The sequence below is a fragment of the Cupriavidus sp. 01L46 genome (assembly GCF_056399905.1).
Genome location: NZ_JBFTSF010000523.1, coordinates 1 through 2,373, shown reverse-complemented (window position 1 = coordinate 2,373; position 2,373 = coordinate 1). Strand labels below are relative to the sequence as shown.

The 2,373-nt window shown below is 58.5% G+C and carries 3 protein-coding genes and 2 pseudogenes; 2 read left to right on the top strand and 3 right to left on the bottom strand.

The window, feature by feature from the left end; all coding sequences use genetic code 11:
* A pseudogene (locus AC1DS3_RS37855) lies at positions 1-97 on the bottom strand (DNA-binding protein); the annotation flags it as partial.
* A 225-nt stretch (positions 98-322) separates the two neighbouring features.
* Here AC1DS3_RS37855 and AC1DS3_RS37850 point away from each other — a divergent pair.
* On the top strand, positions 323-787 hold the full coding sequence (locus AC1DS3_RS37850) for an FUSC family protein (RefSeq protein WP_441632906.1): 465 nt from the start codon (positions 323-325) through the stop codon (positions 785-787).
* Positions 691-1,563 carry a LysR substrate-binding domain-containing protein gene (locus tag AC1DS3_RS37845; protein WP_441632904.1) on the top strand — a complete coding sequence of 291 codons (873 nt, stop codon included), beginning with the start codon at positions 691-693 and terminating at the stop codon, positions 1,561-1,563. The genes AC1DS3_RS37850 and AC1DS3_RS37845 overlap by 97 nt, the downstream gene beginning before the upstream one ends.
* A 205-nt stretch (positions 1,564-1,768) precedes the next feature.
* Here the strand turns inward: AC1DS3_RS37845 and AC1DS3_RS37840 are convergent.
* Both AC1DS3_RS37840 and AC1DS3_RS37835 read right to left on the bottom strand, forming a co-directional pair.
* Positions 1,769-1,919: pseudogene (locus AC1DS3_RS37840) on the bottom strand (AraC family transcriptional regulator); the annotation flags it as partial.
* The gene (locus AC1DS3_RS37835) at positions 1,916-2,305 is read right to left on the bottom strand and encodes a MarR family winged helix-turn-helix transcriptional regulator (protein WP_477129275.1); all 390 of its coding nucleotides are present in this window, start codon (positions 2,303-2,305) and stop codon (positions 1,916-1,918) included. The pseudogene AC1DS3_RS37840 and the gene AC1DS3_RS37835, both read right to left, overlap by 4 nt.
* Between the last annotated feature and the right edge of the window lie 68 nt (positions 2,306-2,373).

Sequence of the window (2,373 nt, the reverse complement as noted above, 5' to 3'; positions counted from 1 at the left end):
TCTTCTCGATAACACCAGCGACTTCAGTTGCACGGACTTCGGCAATTTGCGCTTCGATTCTCTCTTTTTCTGCCAAGAGTTGCTTGTACGTCGCCATTATTACTCTCCGTTGGAAATGAATGATTCTACAGCAGCGATTAAACAAACGTAGCAGGCTAGAAATTCCGTTAAATATTCCGCATGGCACCGATCCACATACCGACACTATGCCCGCAATCTCTCGCCGCTGTTTCCGTCGAAGCTTCTCGCACTAGTGCTGGCTAGTAAAGGAAAAATACTCGCGCGCTGCCGGGTCAATCGACTCTGCCTTTGCGATGGTCAGATGCCAGAGCTCGCCAATGGAGCTTGGTTCTTCATCGTCAGAGCTGCCTGCATGAATATTGACAGGATCTCGGTCATTGATAACACAGCTCGCACTACCGCTCTCGTGCGCGGTGTCGGGCGTAAATGGCGTGTGAAGCGGATACGACGTGCGAGCTGGCGCGATCTAGCCGACCTGGCAGCCCATGCACAGGAATCGTCTGCCCATGACGCCCACGCTGGCCGGATGCTGGATCGTATCGCACAGTTTGCGCCGCGAGTCGCACCCGGCGACGGGCAGGGGGGCGCCAGGGTAGCGTGCGCTACGCGAACTGCGTACAGGGCTGACATCGTTGCCTTGCAGCACCAACCCCGGCATACTCCAGCCTTATGCAGAAACTCCGTGCACTCCTTGGCCCGTTGCGGGTATTCGATGCGGTTTGCCGCGCCAAGGGCGTTTCGCGCGCCGCTGAGGCGCTGCACGTAACGCCGGGAGCCGTCAGCCAGCAGATCAAGCAGTTGGAGTGCGGGCTGGGGTTGCAGCTGTTTCAGAAATCCGGGCGCGAGATCGAGCTCACCGCGGCAGGCGTGCAACTCGCCCGGCGCGTCTCCGATGCCTTCGATAAACTCAACGATGCGCTCGATGATGCGGCCGATCGTCGACTCGACAAGCGTCTGCGGCTCAAGGTGACCCCCACCCTTGCCATCCGCTGGCTGATGCCTCGGCTAGGCGGCTTCCACGCGCAGCATCCCGACATGGACCTCGAGATCGCGACGATCGCCAGGGCCGACGACATCCGGCTCGAGGGCGCTGACTGCGTCATACGGCATGGCGTGGGCGAATGGACAGATGTCGAGCTGGATCATCTGTTCGACGATGAATTCGTTCCAGTTTGCGCGCCCAGCCTTGCCGCACAGCTGCAGACGCCGCAAAACCTGCTGCAGGCCACGCTGCTGCACTCAATGCTACGACCTGAGGCCTGGGATTTGTGGTTCGCCTCTGCCGACCTGGGCGGCCTGTCTCGCTCCCGGGGAATGACGTTGGCCAATGCGGCGCTCTGCTACCAGGCCGCCGCAGACGGATTGGGTGTCGCGATCGCCCAGCGGGCCTACATTGATGACGATATCCGTAGCGGACGCCTAGTCATCGCCGTGGATCACGTCGCTMGAACGGAGCGCGGCTACTATGTGGTCTGTGATCCGCTGAGGGCGGACGCAGCTCCCGTGCGGCTGTTTCGCGAGTGGATCCGTTCGGTACGCTAGCGATTGCTCGAGGGGCAGGCCCGCACAAGTACATAGCGARAAGTTGCTGGGCGAGCCAGGGTCAAAGGAAATTCTCGCGCAATGTCTTGGCAGATCTCTCCTGACGTCAACCTTCATATAGCCCTTGCCGCCTGGCTGGCGCTCGTAGTGGCTATTTGCTCGAACTAGGGGCGCCGTATTCCGTTGCGTCTAAGCCGTCGAGCACAAAGAGTCCAAAGCGATGCAGTGCCGTCTCGAGGTTGGGTGCACTGAGAAGACTCAGGCAGAGAAACTTCAGCGTGCCATCGCGAAACGGTCGGCGTGAAGGTGCCGGCCATCTCATCGTCGAGTTCGATTGCAAGCGCGGGATATCTCAGATTCGGTTGTTCATTTTCTCGTGGGCATCCACGAGCTGAGCAAGMAGTTTCATGAAAACGACGCGTTCCTCCGCAGGCAGTGGCTCAATCAAGAGCTCCTGCGAGCGGTGTATGTTTTCTTGCAGATCATTGATCAGTTTTAGCCCTTCTTTGGTGATCACCGAAAGTCTTGATCGACGGTCGTCTGGGTTTACCCGGGTATCGACCAATCCTTTTTCACCCAACCGTCTCAGTACTTCGGCAGTTGTCGTGCGGTCTAGGGAGAGCTCTCGGCCGATTGCTTTCTGATCAAGCCAGGGATTCATCGATAGTGCTGTAAGCATGCCGACCTGAAGCGGTGTAATGCTCTCTGAGTGGCACAAATCGAAGAAGATCGCCTGGCCAATCTGGTTCAGGCGACGAATCAGGAAGCCAGGCCCAATCTGGTTCAGGCGACGAATCAGGAAGCCAGGCC